General features: G+C 67.0%; 22 protein-coding genes. 15 read left to right on the forward strand and 7 right to left on the reverse strand.

Features of this window, described 5'->3' with window-relative positions; genetic code table 11:
• Nucleotides 1-163: 163 nt before the first annotated feature.
• Complete coding sequence (locus ACRAQ3_RS03940; RefSeq protein WP_432255753.1) at nucleotides 164-1954, reverse strand: sensor domain-containing diguanylate cyclase; 1791 nt, start codon at nucleotides 1952-1954, stop codon at nucleotides 164-166.
• A gap of 191 nt (nucleotides 1955-2145) precedes the next feature.
• Here ACRAQ3_RS03940 and ACRAQ3_RS03945 point away from each other — a divergent pair, with 191 nt between their 5' ends.
• From ACRAQ3_RS03945 to ACRAQ3_RS03955, 3 genes are all read left to right on the forward strand, one after another.
• Complete coding sequence (locus tag ACRAQ3_RS03945; RefSeq protein ID WP_432255754.1) at nucleotides 2146-4542, forward strand: ATP-dependent helicase; 2397 nt, start codon at nucleotides 2146-2148, stop codon at nucleotides 4540-4542.
• A 37-nt stretch (nucleotides 4543-4579) separates the two neighbouring features.
• The gene (locus ACRAQ3_RS03950; protein ID WP_432255755.1) at nucleotides 4580-5197 is read left to right on the forward strand and encodes a LysE/ArgO family amino acid transporter; all 618 of its coding nucleotides are present in this window, start codon (nucleotides 4580-4582) and stop codon (nucleotides 5195-5197) included.
• A gap of 104 nt (nucleotides 5198-5301) precedes the next feature.
• On the forward strand, nucleotides 5302-6261 hold the full coding sequence (locus tag ACRAQ3_RS03955) for a DMT family transporter (RefSeq protein WP_432255756.1): 960 nt from the start codon (nucleotides 5302-5304) through the stop codon (nucleotides 6259-6261).
• Here ACRAQ3_RS03955 and choV read toward each other — a convergent pair.
• From choV to choX, 3 genes are all read right to left on the reverse strand, one after another.
• Nucleotides 6212-7273 (reverse strand): choline ABC transporter ATP-binding protein, encoded by a 1062-nt coding sequence (gene choV, locus ACRAQ3_RS03960; protein ID WP_269396500.1) that lies wholly within the window; start codon nucleotides 7271-7273, stop codon nucleotides 6212-6214. The two genes, ACRAQ3_RS03955 and choV, sit on opposite strands and share 50 nt — an antisense overlap.
• 7 nt (nucleotides 7274-7280) lie before the next feature.
• Entirely contained in the window at nucleotides 7281-8111 is an 831-nt protein-coding gene (choW, locus tag ACRAQ3_RS03965) for a choline ABC transporter permease subunit (RefSeq protein ID WP_269396501.1), read from the reverse strand.
• A gap of 172 nt (nucleotides 8112-8283) precedes the next feature.
• The gene (choX, locus tag ACRAQ3_RS03970) at nucleotides 8284-9222 is read right to left on the reverse strand and encodes a choline ABC transporter substrate-binding protein (protein WP_269396502.1); all 939 of its coding nucleotides are present in this window, start codon (nucleotides 9220-9222) and stop codon (nucleotides 8284-8286) included.
• A 111-nt stretch (nucleotides 9223-9333) separates the two neighbouring features.
• Here choX and betI point away from each other — a divergent pair, with 111 nt between their 5' ends.
• The 7 genes from betI (at nucleotide 9334) to ACRAQ3_RS04005 (ending at nucleotide 16420) form a co-directional block, all read left to right on the forward strand.
• Nucleotides 9334-9909 (forward strand): choline-binding transcriptional repressor BetI, encoded by a 576-nt coding sequence (gene betI, locus ACRAQ3_RS03975; RefSeq protein ID WP_269396503.1) that lies wholly within the window; start codon nucleotides 9334-9336, stop codon nucleotides 9907-9909.
• On the forward strand, nucleotides 9906-11417 hold the full coding sequence (gene betC / locus ACRAQ3_RS03980; RefSeq protein WP_432255757.1) for a choline-sulfatase: 1512 nt from the start codon (nucleotides 9906-9908) through the stop codon (nucleotides 11415-11417). The genes betI and betC overlap by 4 nt, the downstream gene beginning before the upstream one ends.
• A gap of 34 nt (nucleotides 11418-11451) precedes the next feature.
• Nucleotides 11452-12909 (forward strand): betaine-aldehyde dehydrogenase, encoded by a 1458-nt coding sequence (gene betB / locus ACRAQ3_RS03985; RefSeq protein WP_432255758.1) that lies wholly within the window; start codon nucleotides 11452-11454, stop codon nucleotides 12907-12909.
• An 80-nt stretch (nucleotides 12910-12989) separates the two neighbouring features.
• Nucleotides 12990-14645: a choline dehydrogenase gene (gene betA / locus ACRAQ3_RS03990; protein WP_432256257.1), complete on the forward strand. Its 1656-nt coding sequence runs from the start codon at nucleotides 12990-12992 to the stop codon at nucleotides 14643-14645.
• Nucleotides 14646-14726: 81 nt separating this feature from the next.
• Nucleotides 14727-15404 (forward strand): thermonuclease family protein, encoded by a 678-nt coding sequence (locus ACRAQ3_RS03995; RefSeq protein ID WP_432255759.1) that lies wholly within the window; start codon nucleotides 14727-14729, stop codon nucleotides 15402-15404.
• A gap of 234 nt (nucleotides 15405-15638) precedes the next feature.
• Nucleotides 15639-16022 carry a hypothetical protein gene (locus ACRAQ3_RS04000; protein ID WP_269396507.1) on the forward strand — a complete coding sequence of 128 codons (384 nt, stop codon included), beginning with the start codon at nucleotides 15639-15641 and terminating at the stop codon, nucleotides 16020-16022.
• Nucleotides 16023-16210: 188 nt separating this feature from the next.
• A complete protein-coding gene (locus tag ACRAQ3_RS04005; RefSeq protein WP_106535020.1) occupies nucleotides 16211-16420 on the forward strand; it encodes a hypothetical protein in 210 nt (69 codons plus the stop codon).
• A 288-nt stretch (nucleotides 16421-16708) separates the two neighbouring features.
• Here ACRAQ3_RS04005 and ACRAQ3_RS04010 read toward each other — a convergent pair whose 3' ends face one another.
• The gene (locus ACRAQ3_RS04010; protein ID WP_269396508.1) at nucleotides 16709-17212 is read right to left on the reverse strand and encodes a DUF4174 domain-containing protein; all 504 of its coding nucleotides are present in this window, start codon (nucleotides 17210-17212) and stop codon (nucleotides 16709-16711) included.
• Nucleotides 17213-17630: 418 nt separating this feature from the next.
• Between ACRAQ3_RS04010 and ACRAQ3_RS04015 the strand changes: the two genes are divergently transcribed.
• The 5 genes from ACRAQ3_RS04015 to ACRAQ3_RS04035 are packed head-to-tail and all read left to right on the forward strand — an operon-like array spanning nucleotide 17631 to nucleotide 20960.
• Nucleotides 17631-18101 carry an N-acetyltransferase family protein gene (locus ACRAQ3_RS04015; RefSeq protein WP_432255760.1) on the forward strand — a complete coding sequence of 157 codons (471 nt, stop codon included), beginning with the start codon at nucleotides 17631-17633 and terminating at the stop codon, nucleotides 18099-18101.
• A 31-nt stretch (nucleotides 18102-18132) separates the two neighbouring features.
• Nucleotides 18133-18849: a TerB family tellurite resistance protein gene (locus ACRAQ3_RS04020; protein WP_432255761.1), complete on the forward strand. Its 717-nt coding sequence runs from the start codon at nucleotides 18133-18135 to the stop codon at nucleotides 18847-18849.
• A complete protein-coding gene (locus ACRAQ3_RS04025; RefSeq protein WP_432255762.1) occupies nucleotides 18849-19862 on the forward strand; it encodes an endonuclease/exonuclease/phosphatase family protein in 1014 nt (337 codons plus the stop codon). Before ACRAQ3_RS04020 ends, ACRAQ3_RS04025 begins: the two co-directional genes overlap by 1 nt.
• 10 nt (nucleotides 19863-19872) lie before the next feature.
• Nucleotides 19873-20250, forward strand: coding sequence for a hypothetical protein (locus ACRAQ3_RS04030; protein ID WP_432255763.1), 378 nt, complete (start codon nucleotides 19873-19875; stop codon nucleotides 20248-20250).
• Nucleotides 20251-20309: 59 nt separating this feature from the next.
• The gene (locus ACRAQ3_RS04035) at nucleotides 20310-20960 is read left to right on the forward strand and encodes an HAD-IA family hydrolase (protein WP_432255764.1); all 651 of its coding nucleotides are present in this window, start codon (nucleotides 20310-20312) and stop codon (nucleotides 20958-20960) included.
• On the opposite strand, the gene ACRAQ3_RS04040 is transcribed toward ACRAQ3_RS04035, so the two are convergent.
• Both ACRAQ3_RS04040 and ACRAQ3_RS04045 read right to left on the reverse strand, forming a co-directional pair.
• Nucleotides 20957-22504: a Ppx/GppA family phosphatase gene (locus tag ACRAQ3_RS04040; protein WP_085894887.1), complete on the reverse strand. Its 1548-nt coding sequence runs from the start codon at nucleotides 22502-22504 to the stop codon at nucleotides 20957-20959. The genes ACRAQ3_RS04035 and ACRAQ3_RS04040 overlap by 4 nt on opposite strands.
• Nucleotides 22505-22654: 150 nt before the next feature.
• Nucleotides 22655-24823, reverse strand: a complete 2169-nt coding sequence (locus ACRAQ3_RS04045) for an RNA degradosome polyphosphate kinase (RefSeq protein ID WP_432255765.1) — start codon at nucleotides 24821-24823, stop codon at nucleotides 22655-22657.
• Nucleotides 24824-24880 lie beyond the last annotated feature (57 nt).

Consider the following 24880-nt stretch of genomic DNA (forward strand, 5'->3'; position numbering starts at 1 on the left):
GCCCCGAGATGCTGTGCCGAGGGGGGCGGTACTCACTACTGATAGCGCTAACGGGGCGGTGGGGTATCCTCGCGTCTTCCGGCATGGCGATGATAGCGGCGTCTCTTTGCCAGCAGGGCCGAGGGCGGTTTTGGGTGAGCGGAGCGATCGCCGGATCGCGATTTCAGCCAGCGCGATCGAGAGCCTCCGCCTGCGGCGGTTTCGCGAACAGGGTGGGGGCATCGTCCTTGGCGGGGTCCGCCTCGCCCGCGATCGCCACCTGGTTCCGGCCGCGCCCCTTGGCGTCGTAGAGCGCATCATCGGCAGCCTTCATCAGTTGTTGTGGCATCGCGCCGTCATCGGGATGCGCGGCCACGCCGATCGAGACGGTGATGCGCGGCAGGGTCTTTTCGCCATAGCGCACGGAGATCCGCTCCACGGTGCCGCGCAGCGCTTCCGCCCGCAACGCCGCCGCCTCCAGCCGCAGATCGGGCAGGAGCAGCATGAATTCCTCTCCGCCGATGCGACAGGCGGTCTCGTCGCCATCGCAGAACTGTTCGAGCGCCGAGCCGACAGCGCGCAGCACCATGTCGCCCGCGTCGTGGCCGTGATTGTCGTTGAATCGCTTGAAGTGATCGACGTCGAGCGACAGCAGCGAAAGCGGCCGATCCTCGCGCTGGGCGCGGTCGAGATGGCGGCGCAGCGTCTCGGTCAGGTGGCGACGATTGTAGAGCCCGGTGAGCGGGTCGCGGATCGAGCGGTCATGCAGCTGGTCACGCATCTGCACATTGGCGATGGCGAGGCTGATCTGTTCGGCGCACATCTGGGCTCGCTTCTGGCTGGCGCGAAAATCGAGAAGGTTGGTTTCGGGCCGCGCCTTGAGGTGCAGCAGGCCGATCGTCTCGCCATGCGCCAGCACCGGAAAGCAGTAGGCCGGGCGCGTATCCTGCGTCTCGGTATGGCCGCAGGGGAAATCGACCTCGGCGGCGCCATAGCTGTAGGTGCGGCCGCGGCGCAGCCCCCAGCAATCCTCGGCCCGGATGTGATCGCAATGATGGCCGCCGTTCCAGCTCGTGGCGCCGACCAGCACGTCGCGCGAGTTGGAGTAGACGTAGATGCTGCCTTCGCAGTGGGGCAGGATGTGGGTCATGAAGCGGCCGACCATCTGGAAGAGTTCGTCGAGCGAGCGCGAGGATTGCAGCCACTCGTTGAGTTCGCCCAGGAGCTGCACCTCGCGGGTCAGCCGCATCTGGTCCTGCATCATCTCGCGCTCGTCCTCGGCGCGCTCGCGCATCGCGGCGACCTGTATGCGCCCGGCGCGGCGGATTACCACGGTGGTCAGCACCAGAAGGATCAGCGAGATGCCGGACAACCCGATGAAGATGTTGCGCAGCCTTATGGTAAAGGTGTGCCCCATGGCGGTCACGTCGGTGTAGAACTCGATCGCACCGACGAAGCGACCGTCGCGCATCACGGGCGTATAGATCTCGGCCACGCAGAGCATGTCGCCGGGCAGGTGGTGGTCGGCAGCCCCGTGCAGGTGGCCGTCGACCTCTCCCATGGGCTTCATCTCGGCCTTGTAGTATTTCTCGCCCTGCGCCACGACGCTCTGAAAATAGGGCTTGTCGTTGATCGTGCCGATGTCGGAGGCCCGCGACGACCAGAACACACGGCCATCGGCCGTGAAGAGCTTGAAGCGGTAGATGTCCGACAGCGTCGTGACCTCTTCGAGCCAGGCGATGTCGACTTCGCTCAGGTGACCACGCTCGAAGGCGAGGCTGCCATTCTCGAGCGTGTGCAGCACTCGAAAGCGCCAGTTCTCGGCCTCGCGGCTGATATCCTCGCGCATCATCCGATTGACCAGCGGCGTCGGCAGATACACCACCGACAGCCAGGCCACGGCGGTGGCCAGCCCGAGAAACAGCATCAGCAGCATGTTGAGCCGGGGGCGTCCGAGAAAGCGGATTCTGGTCATGGGGACCTTCCTGTGATTGCCCATGCAAACTGGCAGGCTCCGGCTACGGGCCGGTTAACAAGTCAGGGGAGCAGCGGCGCGGGCGGGAGAAAGATGCCGCGCTTTCAAGGCAATCGCCCGGCGGTTGCCGCATTGCGAACATATACGGAACGCTGCTTTTCATCGGGGGGCATGGGCGCTAGATTGGCGCCATGAGCAGCTTTTCCGATGACGAGGCCTTCGAGGCCGCTTCCATGCCATTGTCGCGTCGCGCCATGGCGCAGCCGGGCGGCGCCCCCTATCTCGACGGGCTGAACCCGGCGCAGCGGCTCGCGGTCGAGACGATGGACGGCCCTGTGCTGATGCTGGCGGGGGCGGGAACCGGCAAGACCCGGGCTCTCACGGCACGGATCGTCCACCTGATGCGCACGGGACGCGCGCGGCCCAACGAGATCCTCGCCGTGACCTTCACCAACAAAGCCGCGCGCGAAATGAAGGAGCGCATCGGCAGGATGCTGGGCGAGACGGTCGAGGGTCTGCCGTGGCTCGGCACGTTCCACGCGATCTGCGTGAAGCTCCTGCGCCGGCATGCCGAGCTGGTCGGGCTGAAATCGAACTTCACCATCCTCGACACAGACGACCAGATCCGGCTGCTGAAGCAGCTGGTCGCGGCCGAGAACATCGACGACAAGCGGTGGCCCGCGCGGATGCTGGCGGGGATCATCGATGATTGGAAGAACCGGGCGTTGACGCCCGAGAACGTGCCGACCGCCGACGCCTCGGCCTATGACGGCAAGGGGCGCAAGCTCTACGCCGCCTATCAGGCGCGGCTCAAGGATCTGAACGCCGTCGATTTCGGCGACCTGCTGCTGCACATGGTCACCATCTTCCAGAATCGCGACGACGTGCTCGACCAGTATCGTCGCTGGTTCCGCTACATCCTCGTGGACGAGTATCAGGACACCAACGCGGCGCAGTACCTCTGGCTGCGGCTGCTGGCGGGCGGACACAAGAACATCTGCTGCGTCGGTGATGACGACCAGTCGATCTATGGCTGGCGCGGCGCCGAGGTGGGCAACATCCTGCGTTTCGAAAAGGATTTCGAGGGCGCCGAGGTGATCCGGCTGGAGCAGAACTACCGCTCGACGCCGCATATTCTCGGCGCGGCTTCCGGCCTCATCACCGCCAACAAGGGACGGCTGGGCAAGACGCTCTGGACCGAGGAGCAGGAGGGCGAGAAGGTCCGGCTGATCGGCCATTGGGACGGCGACGAGGAAGCACGCTGGGTCGGCGAAGAGATCGAGGCGGCGCAGCGCGGCACCCGGGGGATGGACCCGGTGGGTCTCGATTCCATGGCAATCCTCGTGCGCGCCTCGCACCAGATGCGTGCCTTCGAGGACCGCTTCCTGACCATCGGCCTGCCATACCGGGTGATCGGCGGTCCGCGCTTCTACGAGCGCTTGGAGATCCGCGACGCGATGGCCTATTTTCGCCTCGCCGTCTCGCTCGACGACGATCTCGCCTTCGAGCGGATCGTCAATACGCCCAAGCGCGGGCTGGGCAACAAGGCCGTGCAGACGATCCAGCGCGCCGCCCGCTCGAACGGGGTGAGCCTCGTCGAGGGCGCGCGCATCGTGGTGCAGACCAAGCTTCTGGGTGGCAAGGGGCTCAAGGAGTTGTCGATCCTCGTCGACGCGCTCGACCGCTGGCACGGGCAGGTGGTGAACGAGAGCGACACCCATGTCGAACTGGCCGAGATGATCCTCGACGAGAGCGGCTATACCGGCATGTGGCAGAACGACAAGACGCCGGAGGCGCCGGGTCGGCTCGAAAACCTGAAGGAACTCGTGAAGGCGCTGGAAGGCTTCGACAGCCTGCAGGGATTCCTCGAACACGTGGCGCTGATCATGGACAACGAGCAGGCCGAGGAGGGCGAGAAGGTGTCGATCATGACGCTGCACGCCGCCAAGGGTCTCGAATTTCCGATGGTGTTCCTGCCGGGTTGGGAGGACGGGCTGTTCCCGTCGCAGCGCTCGATGGACGAGAGCGGGCTGCGCGGCCTCGAGGAAGAGCGGCGATTGGCCTATGTCGGCATCACCCGCGCCGAGGCCGTCTGCACGATCTCCTTCGCCGCCAATCGGCGGGTCTACGGCCAGTGGCAGAGCCAGCTGCCCTCGCGCTTCATCGACGAGCTGCCGGAGGGTCATGTCGAGGTACTGACGCCGCCGGGCCTCTATGGTGGTGGTTACGGCGCGGCGGGGATGTCGTCCTCGGCGTCGCCGGCGATCAACGCGGCGCAAGGCTCGCGGCTCCACGACAACGCGGCCAAGGCGGACGTCTACAACTCCCCGGGCTGGAAGCGGCTGCAGGCGCGCGGCCAGCAGCGGCAGATGCGCCAGCCGGCCGAGGCCAAGAACATCACCATCGACATGACGGCGGTGTCCTCCTTCACCACCGGGGACCGCGTGTTTCACCAGAAGTTCGGCTATGGCGAGGTGGTGGGGGTCGAGGGCGACAAGCTCGACATCGCCTTCGACAAGGCGGGGCAGAAGAAGGTGGTGGCGCGCTTCGTCGTGACATCGGATCAGGCCGACGACGTGCCTTTCTGATATTGCGAGGGCAGGGGGCCGCGGCTAAGCCGCCCCCATGGATGCCGCCTTGCTCTCCGCCTTCGCCGCCGGGCTCGCGCTCGGGCTGTCGCTGATCCTCGCCATCGGGGCGCAGAACGCCTTCGTGTTGCGCCAGGGGCTCAGGGGCGATCACGTGCTGGCGGTGGTGCTGACCTGCGCGCTGTCGGACACTGTGCTGATCACCGCCGGTGTCTCGGGCTTCGCGGCGCTGGCCGAGGTCGCGCCTTGGATCGCGCCGTTGCTGCGCTGGGGCGGCGCGGCTTTCCTGCTGGTCTATGGCGCCAAGGCGGCCTTGGCCGCGTGGAGGGGTGGAGCCGCGCTTCGGGCCGCGGAGGAGGGCACGGCGGGCCTGCGCCGCGCGGTGCTGACCTGTCTCGCGCTGACCTGGCTCAACCCCCATGTCTATCTGGACACTCTGGTGCTGCTGGGGTCGATCGCCTCACGCTTCGGAGGGCGGGTCTGGGCCTTCGGAAGCGGTGCCGTCACCGCGTCCTTCCTGTTCTTCTTCGCCTTGGGCTATGGCGCGCGGCTGTTGCGCCCCGTCTTCGCGAAGCCCACCGCCTGGCGCCTGCTCGATGCGGGCATCGCGTTGGTGATGTGGAGCATCGCCGCCGGTTTGGTGCTGGGCGGCTGAAGGCTACTTTGTTCCGCAAATACGCATGACCCGGCCCCGCCATGCCCGACGGCCGGGCTTGCATCCCCATACGCTTTGCCATCAGGTGGCGCGAGGAGATTTGCATGACGACAGCATCCATCATGCGCAGCGAGGGCTCGCCCATTGCCGGGATCGGCTGGATGGTGGCCGCCGGGCTGTGCTTCGTCGGCATGACGGTGCTGATCAAATCGGTGGGCACGGCGCTTCCGGCGGCGCAGACGGCGCTGCTGCGCTTCGCGCTGGGCCTGCCCTTCCTGCTGCCGATGCTACCCGCCTTGCGACGGGCCCGGATCACGACGCGGCACTGGCGACTGCTCAGCCTGCGCGCGGTACTGCATAGCTGCGGGGTCGGGTTGTGGTTCTACGCCATCGCCCGCATCCCCTTGGGCGACGTGACGGCGATCAACTACCTCAACCCGATCTGGGTGACGGTCGGCGCGGCGCTCCTGATGGGCGAGGCGCTGCCACCGCGCCGTCTCGCGGCGGTGGGCGCGGCCTTCATCGGGGCCTTCGTGGTGCTGCGCCCCGGCTTGCGCGAGATCGATCCCGGTCATGTGGCGATGATGGGGACGGCGATGCTGATCGCCTCTGGCTATCTGGTGGTCAAACGCCTGTCGGAGGACCTGTCGCCGGAGGTGATCGTGGCGATGCTGTCGCTGATGGTGCCGCTGGGGCTACTGCCATTCGCGCTGCCGGTCTGGGCGGCGCCGGCCGCTGGCGATCTGGTGTTTCTGTTCCTTGCCGCGGGGCTCGGCACCGGCGGGCATTACGCGATGACGCGTGCCTTCGCCTCGGCGCCGCTCACGGTCACGCAGCCGGTGACCTTTCTGCAGCTGGTCTGGGCCGTGCTGCTCGGGGCGCTGCTCTTCGGCGAGCCGGTGGATCCCTTTACCGTTCTGGGTGGCGCGATCATCATGGGATCGGTGCTGTTCATCAGTTGGCGCGAAACCCGGGCGCGGCGGGCGGCGACCGCCGCCACGCCCGAGGCGGTGCTCAGTCGGCGGGCATCTGGCCGAGGCGCTCGAGGATCGAGCCGGGGCTGACCTGACCGATCACCCGGCCATCCTCCGTCACGTCGAGCGGCGCGGGCGTGGCGTGGATCAGCGCCATCACCTCGAGGATCGGCGTGTCTGCCGTGACCCGGCCCTCGGCGGCGAGCTTGGCGTCCGGGTCCATCACGTCGCGGGCGCAGAGCACGCCGAGCGGGTTCATATGCGCAACGAAATCGCGCACGTAGCCGTTCGCGGGCCGCGTGAAGATCTCGCGCGGGGTGCCGGCCTGCACGATACGCCCGCCCTCCATGATGGCGATGCGGTTGCCGAGCTTGAACGCCTCGTCGAGATCGTGGCTGACGAAGATGATAGTGCGCTGCTTGCGCGCCTGCAGGTCCAGAAGCTCGTCCTGCAGCCGCGAGCGGATCAGCGGGTCGAGCGCCGAGAAAGGCTCGTCCATCAGGAGGATCGGCGCGTCGGTGGCAAAGGCGCGGGCAAGACCGACACGCTGCTGCATGCCACCCGAAAGCTCGCCGACCAGCGCGTCGGCCCGATCGGCGAGACCGACCATTTCCAACTCGGTCTCGACCCGGTCGCGGCGCTCGGCGCGGCTCATGCCGCCCAGCTCCAGCCCGAGGCCCACATTGTCGCGCACGCTGCGCCACGGCAGCAGGCCGAATTGCTGGAACACCATGGCGACGTGGTGCAGGCGAATCTCGCGCAGCGTCTTCTTGTTGGCCTGCGTGACCGAGGTCATTTCGCCGTTCATGCGCACGCGGACGTCGCCGCGCACCACGGGATTGAGCCCGTTGACGGCGCGCAGGAGCGTCGACTTGCCGGACCCCGAAAGGCCCATGAGCACGAGGATCTCGGCCTCGGGCACGTCGAGCGTGCAGTCGTGAACGCCAAGAACCTGGTCGGTCCTTTCGGCGATCTCGGGGCGCTCGAGCCCTTCGTCCATCAGCGGCAGCGCCGCCTCGGGACGGTCGCCGAAGACGATGTTGACGGCATCGAACTCCACGGCGTTGCGTTTGCCAGTGCTGCGGGGGGTGTTGTCTGACATGTCTTACTTACCCTCGCTTCACGCGCAGCGCGCGGTCGAGCATGATGGCGACCACGACGATCACGAAGCCGCTCTCGAAGCCGAGCGCGGTGTTGACCGAATTCAGCGCCCGCACCACCGGCACGCCGAGACCGTCGGCGCCGACAAGCGCGGCGATGACGACCATCGACAGCGACAGCATGATGGTCTGGTTCAGCCCGGTCATGATCTGCGGAAACGCCGAGGGCAGCTCGACCTTCCACAACAGCTGGCGCGGCGTCGCGCCAAAGGCCTGCGCCGCCTCGACCAGCGCGGTCGGCGTGTTGGAGATGCCGAGCTGGGTCAGGCGGATCGGCGCGGGCAGCACGAAGATCACCGTGGCGATCAGGCCGGGCACCATGCCGATGCCGAAGAAGACGATCGCCGGGATCAGGTAGACGAAGGTCGGCAGCGTCTGCATCAGGTCGAGCACGGGCGCGACCCAGGCGTAGAGCTTGGGGCGGTGCGCCACGGCGATGCCGATCGGCACGCCGACGCCCATGCAGACGACACAGGCCGAAAGCACCAGCGTCAGGCTCTCGCTCGTCTCCTCCCAGTAGCCCTGGTTCAGCACAAACAGGAAGCCCAGCGCCACCAGAAGCGCCGGCTGCCAGCGCCGCTGCAGGGCGTAGGTAAGGCCGACGAAGACGGCGATGACGAGCAGCTCGGGCGGTGTCTGCAGGAGCCACAGGATGCCCTCGATCATCGCCTCGAGCAGCATCGAGAGCGTGTCGAACACGATGGCGAGGTTGGTTTCGAGCCAATCGAAGCCGTCGGCGGCCCAGTCACCCACGGGAATCTTGGGAATGGTCAGTTCCATGGGACGGCGCCTCGGATCGGTCGGGTCATCGGTGTCTCCGTGTCGGGAAGGCGGCGCTGAGGGCCGCGGATCGGATGGGCGGGGACCGCGCCAGGCGGCCGGAAAACCAGAGCTCGGCCCCGATCGGGGCCGAGGCAGGGGCGCGCGGTGGCGCGCCCTTTCGAGGCGCGGATCAGCCTTCGATCGCGCCTTGCACGGCGGGCAGGGCCTCGGAGCCGTCCAGCGTGGTCACGCCTTCGAGCCAAGGCTCGACGGCCTGCGGGTTGGCGGCGAGCCATTCCTGCGCGGCATCGCGCGGGTCCATTCCGTCATTGAGGATCGAGCCCATGATCTCGTTCTCCATCTCGAGCGTGAATTCGAGATTGGTGAGGAAGGTGCCGAGATTGGGGCACTCCTCGCTGAGACCCTGCCGGGTCACGGTATAGACCTCGGCGCCGCCGAGATTGGGGCCGAACCAGTCGTCGCCGCCCTCGAGATAGGTCATGTCGTAATTGGCGTTCATCGGGTGCGGTTCCCAGCCGAGGAAGATCACCGGCTCGTCGCGCTTGGAGGCGCGGTCGACCTGCGCCAGCATGCCCTGCTCGGAGCTTTCCTTGACTTCGAAATCGCCCAGCCCGAAGGCGTCGGTCTCGATCATCTCGAGGATCAGCTGGTTGCCGTCATTGCCCGGCTCGATGCCGTAGATGGTATTGTCGAGCGCTTCGGCATGCTCGGCGATGTCGGCGTAGTTCGCGATGCCCAGCGCGGCGCCCGCGGCGTTGGTCGCCAGCGTGTACTTCGCGCCGGTGAGGTTCTTGTGCACCGTCTCGATGCTGCCATCCTCGGTATAGGGCGCGATCTCGCTCGACTGGGTCGGCATCCAGTTGCCCAGGAACACGTCGATGTCGCCATCCGACATCGAGGTGAAGGTGACGGGCACCGAGAGCACCTTGATCTCGGGCTCGTAGCCCAGCGCCTCGAGCACGATGGCGGTGGTCGCCGTGGTGGCGGTGATGTCGGTCCAGCCCACATCCGACATCACGATGTCGCGGCACTCGGCTGCGTCTTGGGCGAACGCGCCGGTGGCGGCGGTGGTCAGCGCAACTGCGCTGATCATGGTGCGAAGCTTCATCGAAGTCGTCCTCTCTGCTGTTCCGGGTTCTTGATTGACGCGTCAATAAAAACCCTATTAGGGTCACGGTTGCAACCCGGTCATTGGGCCGGGGCGGATCGGAGACCCTTGATGCCCAAGCTCGGGATGGAACCTATACGGCGCTCTGCATTGATCAAAGCGACGATCGAGGAGATCGGCGCGCAGGGTTCGCTCGACGTCACGGTGGCGCAGATCGCCCGCCGCGCCGGCATGTCCTCGGCGCTGGCGCATCACTATTTCGGCAACAAGGAGCGGATATTCCTGGCCGCGATGCGTCACCTGCTGGCCGAGTATTCCACCGAGGTGCGCGAGGCGCTGATCGCGGCGAAGGGCGATCCGCGTGCCCGCGTCGCGGCGATCCTGCGGGCCAATTTCGGCCCCTCGAACTTCCGCTCAGAGGTGATCGCGGCCTGGCTCAACTTCTACGTCCTGGCGCGGACTTCGGAGCAGGCGGCGCGCCTGCTGCGGATCTATCACCGGCGGCTGCGGGCGAATCTCGCGCATGACCTGCGCCCGCTGCTGGGGGCCGGGGCGATGGACGCGGCGGAGCGTCTCGCGGCGCTGATCGACGGGATGTATCTGAAGCAGGGACTCGCGGGCGGTCCGGCCGATGGCCCCGCCGCCACGAGGCAATTGCTCGCCGCGCTCGAACTGGAGCTGAAATGACACCGACCCGCAACATCCTCATCGTCATGGCCGACCAGCTGAACGGAACGCTGTTCCCCGACGGTCCGGCAGACTGGCTGCACGCGCCGAACCTCAAGAAGCTCGCCGCGCGCTCGACCCGCTTTGCCAATGCCTATACCGGCAGCCCGCTCTGCGCGCCGGGGCGGGCGTCCTTCATGTCGGGCCAGCTGCCGTTCCGCACCGGCGTCTACGACAACGCCGCCGAGTTCCCCTCGGACATCCCGACCTTTGCGCATCACCTGCGCCGCGCCGGCTGGCAGACCTGCCTGTCGGGCAAGATGCATTTCGTCGGCCCCGACCAGCTGCACGGCTTCGAGGAGCGGCTCACCACCGACATCTACCCCGCCGATTTCGGCTGGACCCCGGATTGGCGCAAGCCGGGCGAGCGGATCGACTGGTGGTATCACAACCTCGGATCGGTCACCGGCGCCGGGGTCGCCGAGATCACCAACCAGCTCGAATATGACGACGATGTCGCGCATCAGGCCAAGACCAAGCTCTACGATCTGGCGCGCGGCCATGACGCGCGGCCCTGGTGCCTGACGGTGAGCTTCACCCATCCGCATGATCCCTACGTGGCGCGGCGCAAGTACTGGGACCTCTACAACGATTGCGACCATCTCGAGGCGCCGGGTGAGGCGATCCCCTACGAGCAGATGGATCCGCATTCGAAGCGGCTCTGGGACGCCTGCGACGCGGACAGCTTCGAGATCACGCAAGAGCAGGTCCGCCGGGCCCGGCAGGGCTACTTCGCCAATATCAGCTATGTCGACGACAAGCTGGGCGAGCTTTTGCAGGTGCTCGAGGACACGCGACAGGAGGCGATCGTGGTCTTCGTCTCGGACCATGGCGACATGCTCGGGGACCGCGGGCTGTGGTTCAAGATGAGCTTCTTCGAGGGCTCGGCGCGGGTGCCGTTGATGATCTCGGCCGCCGGCATGGAGCCTGCTCTCGTCACCGACCCGGTCTCGGCCATCGACGTGACCCCGACGCTGTGCGATCTCGCCGGCGTCGACATGTCCGAAGTCACGCCCTGGACCGATGGCGAAAGCCTCGTGCCGCTCGGGCAGGGCGCGAAACGCCAGACGCCTGTGGCGATGGAATACGCCGCCGAAGGTTCGATCGCGCCGATGATCGCCCTGCGCGAGGGGCGCTTCAAATACACCGCCTGTCCGGTCGATCCCGAACAGCTCTTCGATCTCGAGGCCGATCCGGCCGAGCGATCCAACCTCGCCGCCAATCCCGCCCATGCCGAGACGCTCAAGCGGTTTCGGGCCATGGCCGCGGAGCGCTGGAACCTCGATCTCGCCGATGCCCAGGTACGCCAGAGCCAGGCCCGCCGCTGGGTGGTTTACGAGGCGCTGCGCCAGGGTGGCTACTACCCGTGGGACTACCAGCCGCTGCGCGCCGCTTCCGAGCGATACATGCGCAACCACATGGACCTGAACATTCTCGAGGAGAGCCAGCGCTATCCACGCGGCGAGTGAGCGCTCCCTTTCACCTTTCCGAAAGCACGCAGTCATGACCTATCCGACCCAACCCGAGGCCAGCCACTTCATCGACGGCGCCTATGTCGAGGACGACAGCGGCGCGGCCATTCCCGTGATCTACCCGGCCACCGGGGAAATTATCGCCACGCTGCATTCGGCGACGCCCGCTCTCGTCGATCGGGCTCTGGCGGCAGCCAGGCGGGCGCAGCCGGCCTGGGCGGCGATGACCGGAACCGAGCGCGGCCGCATCCTGCGCCGCGCCGCCGACATCATGCGCGCCCGCAACCGCGAACTGTCGGAACTGGAGACGAAGGACACCGGCAAGCCGTTGCAGGAAACGCTGGTGGCCGACGCCACCTCAGGTGCCGACGCGCTGGAATATTTCGGCGGTCTGGCCGCGACGCTGTCGGGCGAGCACATCCAGATGGGCGAGGACTTCGTCTATACCCGCCGCGAGGCGTTGGGCGTGGCGGTGGGGATCGGCGCGTGGAACTATCCCACGCAGATCGCCTGCTGGAAGGCCGCGCCCGCGCTCGCCTGCGGCAACACCATGGTGTTCAAGCCCTCCGAGACCACGCCGCTCTCGGCGCTCAAGGTGGCCGAGATCCTGCTGGAAGCGGGCGCACCGCCGGGCGTGTTCAACGTGGTGCAGGGCTATGGCGAGGTGGGCGCGCAACTCGTGGAGGACGAGCGCGTGGCCAAGGTTTCGCTCACCGGTTCGGTGCCGACGGGGCGCAAGGTCTACTCGGCCGCCGCTTCGGGCATGAAGTCGGTGACGATGGAGCTTGGGGGCAAGTCGCCGCTCGTCATCTTCGACGATGCCAGCCTTGAGGATGCGGTCTCCGCGGCGATCAACGCGAACTTCTACTCCACGGGTCAGGTCTGCTCCAACGGCACCCGCGTCTTCGTGCAGGACGGCATCCGGGAGGCCTTCCTCAAGCGGCTGAGCGAACGGCTGAAGGGGGTTAAAGCGGGGGATCCGCTCGATGAGGAAACCAATTTCGGGCCGATGGTCTCCGAGCGCCAGCGCGAGATCGTCGAGGGGTTCATCGCCAAGGGAAGCGAGGAAGGCGCGCGCCTCGTCGCCGGTGGCGGTCGCCCCGAGGGCGCCGGCTTCTGGATCGAACCCACGGTCTTCGCCGATGTCGAGGACGACATGACCATCGCGCGCGAAGAGATCTTCGGCCCGGTCATGTCGGTGTTCGGTTTCGCGACCGAAGAGGAGGTGCTCGAGCGCGCCAATGCCACGATCTATGGCCTCTCCGCCGGTGTCTTCACCCGCGATCTCGCTCGCGCGCACCGGATGGTAGCGGGGCTTCAAGCGGGGTCGTGCTGGATCAACACCTACAATCTGACGCCGGTCGAGGCGCCCTTCGGCGGCATGAAGATGTCCGGCGTAGGGCGTGAGAACGGACAGGTGGCGATCGAGCACTGGAGCCAGCTCAAGACCGTCTACGTGGCGATGGGTGCGGTCGAAGCGCCCTTCTGAGCGGCCGAGAGCCGGATTATTGCAATAATCCGGACCGGACATTTCCAAATGTCCGGTCCGGCAGGACATGGATGACCAGCATGGAAGCGGATTACGTGATCGTCGGAGCCGGCAGCGCCGGCTGTACCATGGCCTATCGCCTGTCCGAGGCGGGGCGCAGCGTTATCGTCATCGAGCATGGTGGTACCGATGCCGGGCCGTTCATCCAGATGCCCGGCGCGCTGAGCTACCCAATGAACATGTCGCGCTACGATTGGGGCTATCGCTCCGAGCCCGAACCTCATCTGGGTGGCCGGCGCCTGGCGACCCCGCGCGGCAAAGTGATCGGTGGCTCGTCCTCGATCAACGGCATGGTCTATGTGCGCGGCCATGCGCGCGATTTCGATACCTGGTCCGAGTTGGGAGCCAAGGGCTGGGACTACGCCTCCGTGCTTCCCTATTTCAAACGGATGGAAAACTGGCATGACGGGGGCCATGGGGGTGATCCCGCCCGCCGGGGGCATGACGGACCGCTCCATGTCACACGCGGACCGCGCGACAACCCGTTGACCCGCGCCTTCGTCGAGGCCGGCGGGCAGGCGGGCTACCCACTCACCGACGATTACAACGGCGAGAAGCAGGAAGGCTTCGGACCCATGGAGGCGACGATCTGGCAGGGGACCCGCTGGTCCGCCGCCAATGCCTATCTGCGTCCTGCGCTCAAGCGCGACAACTGCACGCTTCTGCGCGGCCTCGCGCATCGCGTGGTGATCGAAGAGGGCCGCGCGAGGGGCGTGGAGATAAGTCGCGGGTCGAAGACCGAGGTGATACGGGCGCGCGCCGAGGTGATCATCGCGGCCTCGTCGATCAACTCGCCCAAGCTGCTGATGCTGTCGGGCATCGGCCCGGCCGCACATCTGTCCGAGCACGGCATCGCAGTCGTCGCCGATCGCCCGGGCGTCGGCCGTAACCTGCAGGACCATCTCGAGATGTATATCCAGATGGCCGCGACGCAGCCGGTCTCGCTGTTCAGCCACTGGAACCTCTGGGGCAAGGGCAAGGTCGGCACGCAGTGGATGCTGACACGCTCGGGTCTCGGCGCCTCGAACCAGTTCGAGAGCGCAGGCTTCATCCGCTCGCGCGCGGGCGTCGAATATCCGGACATCCAGTATCACTTCCTGCCCATGGCTGTGCGCTATGACGGGCAGGCGGCCGCCGAAGGGCATGGATTTCAGGCCCATGTCGGCCCGATGCGTTCGGATTCGCGCGGGCAGGTGACCTTGGCATCCACCGATCCCGCCGAGGCGCCGAAGATCCTGTTCAACTACATGTCGACCGAGAAGGATTGGGAGGACTTCAGGATCTGCATCCGCCTGACCCGCGAGATCTTCGGTCAGCGCGCCTTCGCACCCTATCGCGGTCACGAGATCCTCCCGGGGGATGATGTCCAGACCGACGAGCAGTTGAACGACGCGATCCGCGAACATGTCGAGAGCGCCTACCACCCCTGCGGCACCTGCCGGATGGGCGCGGCGGAGGATACGCACGCGGTGGTCGATCCCGAATGCCGGGTGATCGGGGTCGAGGGCCTGCGCGTGGCCGACAGTTCGATCTTTCCACGCATCACCAATGGCAACCTCAACGCTCCTTCGATCATGGTGGGGGAAAAGGCATCGGACCACATCCTCGGCCGCAGCCTCGCCGCTTTGGATGAAAAACCGTGGATTCACCCCGCATGGCGTGTGGCGCAACGGTGATTTTCGCCTGGAGCACGAAGTTCCTAATTTAAAGTTAACGAAACACTTGCCGGAGGCCTCGAAAGCGCCGAGATCTCCGGCATGGCCTGTTTCGCGATCCTCGCCCTGCTCGGGTTGTGCTCGACCGAGCCTGCGCCCACCGGTCCCGCGGGACGCATCACCGTGATCGATGGCGACACGATCGATGTGGGCGGCGCGCGGGTGCGGCTGCACGGCGTCGATGCACCAGAGAACGCGCAGAGCTGCGGCACCGGATCGGGGGCGCAATGGGACTGCGGTGATTGGGTCACGCAGGAAGCCTCGCTGCGCTTTGCAGGCCGCGAGGCGGTCTGCGACACTGTCGATATAGATCGCTACGAGCGCATCGTCGCGCGCTGCGCGGTGGATGGCACCGATATTGGTGAGGCGCTGGTCTCCGAGGGGCTGGCCTTGGCCTATGTCGAATATTCCGACGCCTATGTACAAAGCGAGGCCGCCGCGCGGCAGGCAGGACGGGGCATCTGGCGCGGTGAGGTCGAAGCTCCATGGGACTGGCGACGTGCCAAGCGCGAGGGCCAGGCAGCCTCCGTGCCCGCGCAGGAACGTGTCGAGGCTGGCGGATGCGCCATCAAGGGCAACGTCTCCAGCCGGGGTCGCATCTATCATATGCCGGGCGATCCGCTTTACGGACGCACCAAGATCGACACCAGCGCGGGCGAGCGCTGGTTCTGTGATGAGAGCGAGGCCCGCCGCGCAGGCTGGCGTCCCGCCGGAAGCTGATAGGCCCCGGCCTCGGAGCGGCGCGCCCCTCGTGACTGGAACCCGATTGGTTCGGAGCAGGAGCGAGAAATGTTCTCCGGGATGATGCAGGGCAGGGACCATCCCGGCATTCTGCCTCTCATCTTGCGCGCTGGGGCCGAGGGAATGCGCCGCACGGGATGGTGCGGCGGCGCGTGGCGGGCTATCAGCCGGTCTGCCGCACCCGACGCGGCGCAGCCCGAGGACTTGACTGACATGGAAAAGCATCGCGGATTTCCCGGCCGGCTGCCCGGCACCGACTTCCAGTTCACCATCCGCCGCGCCGCCAAGGAGGGTCCGACCAAGATCATCCGCCGCGAGCGCTTTCGCGATCGCCGCCCGCCCGATCGCCGCGCCGACGAGGGCTTCATGGCCGCGCTTTGGGCGCATTTCGGCGAGGAGCCTTTCGTGCGTGGCAATCTCGACGCCGGGCGGCTGAGCTGGCTCTTCGGCCGCGAGGTGGTGCCCGCCGAGGACCCCTTCGACCCGCAGGATTACGACGCGCTGCTGCGCATCGACGTGGCGCAGGCGCGGCGCTCCTTTCCGGACGTGTTCGGCGAGAGCGACGACGATGACGAGGTCGAAGACGAGGATTGGTAGAGACCCCGCGAACCGGGTTCGGGAGAAAATCTCCCCCACGGGGTGGCGGGTTGTCGCCCATGCCCCGGTTCCGGCCCCGGACGCGACCCGAGCCGCGCCGGTCTCACTTGCACAGGCCTCTGCGAAGTGGCAGTGACGTCTTCATCTGGGGCACAACCATTCATTTTCGGAGACCAAGAATGGCATCCATGTTCAAACTCTTCGGCGCGCTCGGCGTCGCCGCCACCCTCGCTGCCTGTGGCGCGACCCCCGGCGAGCGTGCCGCCACCGGTGCGTTGGCTGGCGCTGCCGCTGCCGAACTGACCGGCGAAGACGCCGTGACCGGCGCGCTGGTCGGCGGTGCGATCGGCGGCATCGCGCCCTGCGTGACCAACCCGAACGCGGCCGGCTGCTACTAAGCGCACCGCGCCTTCCGGCCTTGGTCGGAGGCGAATGATCTTCAGGGCCGCCGGGGGAAACCTCGGCGGTTCTTTTCGTCTCGGGATCGAGATAATGCCGGGGCGCGTTCCGCTCCGCTGTTATCTATCACGATGCCGACAAGAGGCTCTCCTACCGGTTTCTACGTCCCTAAAAAAGGAAAGCCGAGGCTGCGGCTCGAACATTCCGCTTCGAATCGCGTGTGGTTCGGGTGAACCGCCATTGCCCCGTAAGGGCCCAGGCAACTGGCCGGTCGTGTCGCAAAGGTACTACCGCGTCTCCAATGCCTGAGCACCCGCCCCGCCCACGGGGCGGTTGGCGTCGCGGATCTCCTGCTGGCGCAGCGGCAGCTTGTCGATCGCATGGATCAACTCGCGTCCCGTGAAGGGGGCGGGCTTGCGTTGCGCGATGCGCCCGTCCTTGCCGATCAAGATCACCGCGAAGCCGCGCGGGCGCAGCGCCCGGCGGATCGGGCTGCGCGCCTCGGGGGCGGTGTCGATCAGGACGATCACGTCGCGCGCCGCCAACTCGTCGATCCGCTCCGCCAGAAACCCCATCTGCCGCTCGAACTGCGGATCGCCCGGCCCGTCGGCGAAGACGATGATGGGGCGGGCGCGAAACTCGAAATCCTCCAGCTCCGCTTCGCCCACCGGGTAGGCCGCGCGCGGCTCTTCCTGCCAGCGCTCCAGTAGCTCCGGCGCCTCCTGTGCCGCGGCGAGGGGGGCGGCCCAAAGCAGGGCGAGGAGCGCGAACAGGGAATGAAACTGTGTCATGCCCTCAACATAGGCGCGAATGTCGCTCACGCGAAGGGTGCTGCGACAAACGGTGCGGGGTGGGGCGCAACGTCCCGTTTCGGGATCGGAAAGATCGCCGACCACCGAGATTGCGGTATCGCAGGGGGCGCATGCTCGGCCGAGAAAAAGGTCGCCCGCCTCAGCTTCAGGCATGAACCCCCTGGTACGTGTTCGCCATAGCACCGAACGCTTCCGTGTCGCGAGCAAGGTTGGCCGTGTTGGTGCTGGGCTGGCTTGATCAGGGAGGCGTCCCCTCCCCATGCAGTACCACACCCGTCGGTTCGCATGCCCGATCTGAAGGCAAGACACCCGCCCGCGACCCACAGGGCTCTTGCGGCGCCCGGCGGGACGCGACATCACAGGGTCCGACGTCACCCGCCCTTCGGAGCCCCGCGAGATGATCCGCCCCGCCACGCCAGACGATGCGCCCGCCCTTTCCGCCATTTGGAACCGGGTAATCCGCGAAACCACTTCGATCTTCAACGCGACCGAGCGCGGCGAGGCCGAGATCGCCGAGATTACCCTGTCCGGCGATCCCTTTTTCGTCTGGGACGAGGATGGGGTGAAAGGCATGGCCCGCTGGTTTCCGTTTCGCGGCACGGACGGCTACCGTCATACCGTCGAGCACACGATCCTGCTCGCCCCCGGCCTGCAGGGGCGCGGCGTCGGTCAGGCGATGATGCAGCGGCTTTTCGAGACCGCCCGGGAGGCGGACAAGCACGTCATGGTGGCCTGCGTCACGGCGGAAAACACGGCCGGCATCGCCTTTCACGAACGCATGGGCTTCGTGCGCACCGGCACCATGCCCGAGGTGGGGCGCAAGTTCGGCCGTTGGCTCGACCTCGCGATCCTGCAGAAACGACTCTGACAATGCCGCAACGCGGCGCTAAGGTGGCCCCATGTCGATTTGGACCCGCATAGCCGAGATCATCGCCGCGTTGCGGCAGGGCGAGAGCCTCGCCTCGATCTTCGACCGGCTGCGCACGCCGCCCGAACGCTCGGTGGCCTTTGCCATCGCGGTGATCGCTCTTGGCGCGAAGATGGCCAAGGCCGACGGTCAGGTCACGCGCGGCGAGGTCGCGGCCTTTCGAGAGGTCTTTACGATCCCGCCCGAGGAGGAGGCCAATGCCGCACGGGTGTTCAACATGGCGCGCACCGACGTGGCGGGATTCGAGGATTACGCCCGCAAGATCGCCGCGATGTTCGGGGGCGAGAAGGGGCCGCTTTGCGACCTGATGGAGGGGCTGTTTCACATCGCGCTCGCGGATGGCGACTACCACCCGGCGGAGAACGCCTTTCTCAAACGCGTCGCCGAGATCTTCGAGATCGATGCGCGGGCCTTCGCGCGGCTGCGCGCGCGATTCGTGCCGGATTGCGAGCCCGATCCGTGGGATGTCCTCGGCGTGACCCCCGACGAAGGGCGCGATGCCGCTCGCAGCGCTTGGCGCGCCATCGTGCGCGAAACCCATCCCGACCGGCTCGCCGCGCGGGGCTTGCCGGAGGAGGCGATGAAGCTGGCCGAAAGCCGTCTGATCGCCGCCAACCGCGCCTGGGAACGGATCGAGGCGGGGCAGGGCCATGCCATGGCGCCGGATGGCGAGGAGAACCGCGCCTGATGCGACTGGCGACGTGGAACGTCGCCTGGTTCGACCGGCTGTTCGATGATGCGGGCGTGATGCTGCATGATGAGGGCGACTCGGCCCGTCACGGCATCACCCGGGCGCGGCAGCTCGACGGCATCGCCGTGGTGATGCAGGCGCTCGATGCCGATGGGATCGTAGTGGTCGAGGCTCCCGATACCGGCGGCAAGCGCAGCGGCGTCCGTGCCCTCGAAACATTCGCGGCCAGGGTGGGGCTCCGGGCACGGGAGGCGCTGATCGGCTTTCACAGCCATACACAGCAGGAGATCGCCTTTCTCCACGATCCCGACCGCATTCGGGCCCGCCACGATCCCCGGGAGAGTGCCCGCGCGCCGCGCTTCGATCTCAAGGCAGGCCGTGGCGAGACGCGGATCAGCTGGTCCAAGCCGCCGCTCGAGCTGGCGATCGAGGCCGAGGGCGTCGCGCTGCGCCTCATCGGGGTCCATGCCAAGTCCAAGGCCCCCCACGGCGCGCAGAACCCCGGCGACCTGCGGCGCATCGCGATCGAAAACCGCCGCAAGCAGCTCGCGCAGTGCGGCTGGCTGCGAGCGCGCGTCGAAGATCACCTGGATGCGGGCGACAGCCTCGTGGTGATGGGGGATTTCAACGACGGTCCCGGTCTCGATGCGCAGGAGCGGCTGTTCGGACGCTCCGGGGTGGAGATCGTGCTGGGGGAGGGCGAGCCACCCGAGCGGCGGCTGCACGATCCGCATGCCCGTTTGGCCCTGTCGCAGCCCATCGCGGCGCAGCCCGCCACCGCGCGTTTCGCCGTGCCGCCCGACTGGCGCATCCTCTCGGCGCTTCTCGACTACGCGATGGTGTCACCAGACCTGATGGGCTGGGCGCCGCGCTGGCGCATCTGGCACCCTTTCGACGACCCGGCGATCTATGCCGATGCCGAGCTGCGTGAGGCACTGCTCGCGGCCTCGGACCATTTTCCGGTCACGCTCGACCTCGATCCGACTGGAAACACCTCGGCCGCCGACTAGCTTCAGCGACATGAAACACGCATTCCATGCCGCCCTTGTCGCCGCGCTGCTCGCCGGTCCCGTCTCCGCGCAAGTGGAGGAAGCCCCCGCCGAGGATGAGGGCTTCAGCCTGATGCAGGAAGGCGCGGAGCTGTTCTTTCGCGGGATCATGGGCGAGATGGAGCCCGCCATCGAGGATTTCCGGGCCTTCGCGGAGATGGCCGAGCCGCATCTCAGATCGCTGCTGTCGGAGATGGGCCCGGCACTGATGCAGGTGCTCGACCGGATCGACGACATCGCCAATTACGAGGCACCCGAAATCCTCGAGAACGGCGACATCATCATCCGCCGCAAGCGCGAGGCGCCCGAGTTCACCCCAGATCCCGATGCACCGGAAATTGAGATCTGAGCTCTCGCCTCCGGGTGACATCGCCGCTTAACCTCTCCCGAAGTATCGAGGAGAGGCCCATGAACCAGAAGGAGGGCGGCCCCTGCGCCGTCGTTTTCGATCTCGACGGCACGCTGATCGACAGTGCGCCGGACATGGCGGCCGCCGTGAACCGTGCCTTTGTGGCGCATGGGCTGGAGGCGACCGATCCGGGGGTCGTGGCCGGCCTCATCGGCAATGGTGCGCATCGTCTGGTGGCGGACCTGCTGGCGCGACAGCGAATTCCCGCCGCGCCCTCGGATATCGAGGCTCTCGCCGATGCCTATCTGCGCTGCTACGCCGATGCGCCTGTGGTCTCGACCACGATCTACCCGCATGTGGCACAGGATCTGTCTGCGCTGAAGGCGGCGGGTTGGCGCCTCGGCATCTGCACCAACAAGCCGCAGGCCCTGACGCATGCCGTGCTTACCGGGCTCGGGATCGATCACCTATTCGATGCCATACGAGGCGCCGATGCCGTGCCGGCGCGCAAGCCCGATCCCGGCCATCTGCGCGCGGTGATCAAGGCGCTGGGCGTCGATCGGGCGGTCTATGTCGGTGACACGGAGGTCGACGAAGCGACGGCCCGGGCCGCGGGTGTGCCGTTTCGTGGCGTCGGCTGGGCCGCGCCGGGGCGGCTTTCGGTGCCCGAGGCCGAGCGGCTCGCCCGGCTCTCGGAGCTTCTGGCCTAGTCGCGGATGCGGACCTCGCCGGTGGCGTCGAGCGCCGAGGCAAGCGATTTGAACCGTTGCTCGGCCACTTCGCCGAAGAGAGACTTCGCGCGCGGATCGAGATCGAGCGTCAGCGTCCGGTCCACCGCGTTCCATGCGAGATTGCCCGGCACCGTCTCGGCGCCGAGCCAGAGCATCGCGCCCAGCCGCATGGCACGCCCCAGCACCTCGGCCTCGCGCTGATCCTCATCGGGGACCAGCGTGAACATCTGGCTGTAATGCACGCCCTCGCGCTTATTGGAGTAGCGGTGCATCAGGGCGAGACCCAAGAACACGCGTTCGGAATGCTTGAGCCCGCCGAGATTGGCCCGGGTTGCGTTGTCGAAGCAGACCTGCGGTCGGTAATCCGGATGCGCGCGCCAACTCACGTCATGCAGCAGGCAGGCGGCCTTGATGATCCGCTTGCGCTGCCAGTCGGCATGCGGAAACAGCGGCCGGACGAAGTCGAACAGGATCGGCCCGAAGCCCGGCATCCGCGCATCCTTGGCCTCGGCGAAGCGACAGGCCTCGATCAGGGGATCGCGGTCGCGCAGGGCAGGGGGCATCTGCTCGTAGAGCATGCCTTCGCGGATACCATAGGAAGAGATCGTGATGTCCTTGGGCTGGAACACCTGCACCAGCCGGTCGAGCACTCGGATCGCCAGCGGCACCAAAGCCATCCGGTCGGAGGAGACGCCGGCGCGACCACGTAGGTCGTCGGGGTCTTCCTTCTCGATGTATTTGCGGGTTTCGGCCACGGACTCGGTGCTCATGCGGTATTCGTGCAGCACGGTGAGCGGGTAATCGCGCCGCGTCATGTCGCAGCGCGCGATGGCGCGCCAGGAGCCGCCGACGAGGAACAGCCGCATGCCGGTCTCGCCGTCCATCTCCTCGTGGATCTGCTCGATCGTGCTCTTGATATAGGCTTCGAGGCCCTTCTCGCCGCCCTTGACCTCCTTGAGCTTCAGCGGACCTAGCGCCGAGGTGAGACGCCGTCCGACCTTGCCCTCCGCGATATCGGCAAGTTCCATGGACGAGCCGCCGATGTCGCAGACCATGCCGTAGGATCCGGGCCAGCCCAGAAGCACGCCCTGCGCCGACAGCCGGGCTTCCTCGTCACCCTCGATCACATGGATTTCGATTCCGGTTTCGCGCAGCACCTGCTCGCAGAATTCCGGCCCGTCCTCGGCCTCGCGCACCGCGGCGGTGGCGACGGCGGTCAGCGGCGTGATGTTCATGCCTTCGGCGAGGGTCGCGAAACGCTTGAGCGCGTTCAACGCGCGCTCGCGGCCGCGCGGGCTCAACTTGCCGGTCTCGGAGAGGCCCTCGCCCAGGGCACACATGATCTTCTCGTTGTAGAAATAGGCGGGGCTGCGCGCCGCGCCGTCGAACACCACGAGCCGGACCGAGTTCGACCCCACATCGACCACGCCGACCCGGCTCAGCGCGCGGCTTTCTGGATCATCGAAAAGCGGTCGACCGAAAGGCCCCCAGTCGCCGCGCTGCGCGTCGCTCTGTTCGTTCATGAAGCCCCCATGATCCTGCCGCAGCATGTGGCCCGGCCTTGCGCGGTGTCAACGTTCCGCACCGGGCGCGGTCTTAACCGCATGACCGGCCGGGGCAAAGGAAAAATGCCCGGGCCGTTGAATCCTCTACGAAAGAGAACGCCGCAGGTTTCAATCGTGGGCGTGGGTCAGCTGCGGCACGTCGCCCGCGCCCGCTGTGCCGCGGCCCGACAGGGACGGGTTTTCCATGAAGAAGCGGTGACAGGAAAAGGCGCGTCCATCCTCTGGCCAGTCGGCGCGGGAAAACCGCCCATCGGGCCCCATGACCCAGCTTTGCGCCACGTCCGCGAGGTTGGCGGCCATGATCTGGTCGGTGATCTGCGCCTTCACGGTCGCGTTGGTGATCTCGACCAGGGTCTCGACCCGCCGATTGAGGTTGCGCCCCATCCAATCGGCCGAGGAGATGAACACCCGTGCCTTCTTGGAGGGCAGGCCGCGGCCATTGCCGAAGCAGACGATGCGGCTGTGTTCGAGGAACCGGCCGACGATGGATTTCACCCGGATGTTCTCGGACAGCCCCTCGATGCCCGGGCGCAGGCCGCAGATGCCACGGATGACCAAGGAGATCTTCACGCCCGCCCGGCTCGCCTCGTAAAGCGCGTCGATCACCTCGGCCTCGACGAGCGAGTTCATCTTGGCCCAGATCTCGGCCGGACGCCCGGCGCGGGCATGCTCGGCCTCCGCGGCGATCATCTCCAGAAGACGCGATTTCAGCGTCAGCGGCGAGATGGCGAGGTTTTCGAGGCCCAGCGGCTCGGCCGAACCGCCGATGAAGTTGAACACCTTCGTGGCGTCGCGGCCCAGCGCCGCGTCGCAGGTGAAGAAGGACAGGTCGGTGTAGATCCGCGCCGTGATCGGGTGGTAGTTGCCGGTACCGAAATGCGTGTAGGTGACGAGGCCGTCACCCTCGCGCCGGACCACCGTGCTGATCTTGGCGTGGGTCTTGTACTGGGTGAAGCCGTAGACGACATGGGCGCCCGCCCGTTCCAGCCGACGCGACTGGCGGATGTTGGCGGCCTCGTCGAAGCGGGCCTTCAGCTCGACCAGCGCGGTCACCGATTTGCCTTCCTCAGCCGCCTCGCACAGCGCCTCGACGATCGGTGAGTTGCGCGAGGTGCGGTAGAGCGTCTGCTTGATCGCCACCACGTCCGGGTCGGTCGCCGCCTGCTGCAGGAAGCGGTTGACCATGTCGAAGGTCTCGTAGGGGTGGTGCAGCAGCATGTCCTTCTGGCGGATCGCCGCGAACATGTCGCCGTCGTGATCCTGCACCCGCTCGGGCACGCGCGGGGTGAAGGGGGGCCAGAGCAGGTCGGGGCGGGCGTCGGTGACAAGCTCCTTGAGATTGCCGATGCCGATCAGCCCCTCGACCTCCATCACCTCGGCGTCGCGGATGTGCAGCTCCTCCATGATGGTGGCCTTGAGCGCGGGCGGCGCCCCGGCGGAGAGCTTCATCCGCACCACCTCGCCGCGGCGGCGGCGCTTGAGCGCCACCTCGAACTCGCGCACGAGATCCTCGGCCTCCTCCTCGACCTCGAGATCGCTGTCGCGCAGCACCCGGAAGGTGCAGTGCCCCTTCATCCGGTAGCCCGGGAACAGCTGGTCGAGATTGAGCAGCAGCAGTTCCTCCAGCGGCAGGAAGCGCTGGCCCTCCTCCGAGGGCAATTGCACGAAGCGATCGATCTGGCCCGGCACTGGCAAGAGCGCGCGCAGCGGTTTCTTGTCGGAGGCCCGCTCCAGCGCCAGCGCCAGCGCGAGGCCTTCGTTCGGGATGAAGGGGAACGGATGCGCCGGGTCGATCGCCAGCGGCGAGAGCACCGGGAAGACGCGGTTGAGGAAAGCGTCGGAGAGGTAGGCGAGGTCCTTCTTGGTAACGTCGGCGCGGCCCAGGATCGCGATGCCCTCGCGCGCCATCTCGTCGCAGAGCGTCTTGAAGATCTCCTGCTGGCGCGCCATCAGCGCCCGCGCCTCGCGGTCGATCTGCCGCAGTTGCTCGGCAGGGGTCAGACCGTCCATCGCCGGGGTGGTATTGCCCGCTTGCGCCAGCTCGCGCAGGCCCGCGACCCGCACGGTATAGAACTCGTCGAGATTGGTGGCCGAGATCGACAGGAAGCGCAGCCGCTCGAGCAGCGGCACGCGCGGATTCTCGGCCTCCTCCAGCACCCGGAAGTTGAAGCCCAGCCAGCTCAGCTCGCGATTGACGAAGCGCGCAGGCCCCGCAAGCTCGGCGTCGAGCGCGATCGGTTCGGGGAACGCCGCGGCGAGGAAATCGGCCTGTGTCATGGGTGCTGTCTGGCGCATCTTCGCAACGTTGAGGTGACGATCGCCCCCACTATCGCG

Origin of the sequence: Limimaricola sp. AA108-03, assembly GCF_050847355.1 — a bacterium.
Taxonomy (GTDB): Bacteria; Pseudomonadota; Alphaproteobacteria; order Rhodobacterales; family Rhodobacteraceae; genus Limimaricola.